The organism is Aestuarium sp. (assembly GCF_023253315.1).
Lineage (GTDB): Bacteria > Pseudomonadota > Alphaproteobacteria > Rhodobacterales > Rhodobacteraceae > Marivivens > Marivivens donghaensis.
Genome location: NZ_JALRGW010000227.1, coordinates 1 through 518, shown reverse-complemented (window position 1 = coordinate 518; position 518 = coordinate 1). Strand labels below are relative to the sequence as shown.

Genomic DNA, 518 nt, shown 5'->3' with positions numbered 1-518 from the left:
CCGCTTGTTTCAAACTGGCGATGGCCTGGTGCGACGTATCTTCGCAGGCAATGTGGCAACGCCCGCAGCCGATGCAGGCGGCCTGATCGATCTTGGCGATCACCTGGTAGTTGATATCCAGGTACTTCCAGTCCGTAGTATTGCCCACGGCGTGCCCGGAAAAATCCTGCAGACTGGTGTAGCCCTGACTGTCCATCCAGCGCGACAGGCCGTCCTTCATTTCTTCGACGATGCGAAAGCCATGCAGCATCGCCGCCGTACACACCTGCACGGCGCCGCAGCCGAGGGCGACGAATTCCGCCGCATCGCGCCAGTTGCCGATGCCGCCAATGCCGCAGATCGGCAGGCCGTGGGTCTGCGGGTCGCGGGCGATTTCGGCGACCATGTTCAGCGCGATCGGCTTGACCGCCGAGCCGCAGTAACCGCCGTGGGTGCTCTGGGTGCCGACCGTCGGCAGGGCGACCATGCGTTCCAGGTCCACGCTGGTGATGGAGTTGATGGTGTTGATCAGCGACACC

The 518-nt window shown here is 63.3% G+C and carries 1 protein-coding gene; it reads right to left on the bottom strand.

The genetic code is table 11. The features are described from left to right. Nucleotides 1-518, bottom strand: a 518-nt coding sequence (locus tag AC1QQ2_RS15100; RefSeq protein WP_479713766.1) for a 4Fe-4S dicluster-binding protein, incomplete at both ends; no start/stop codon positions are given.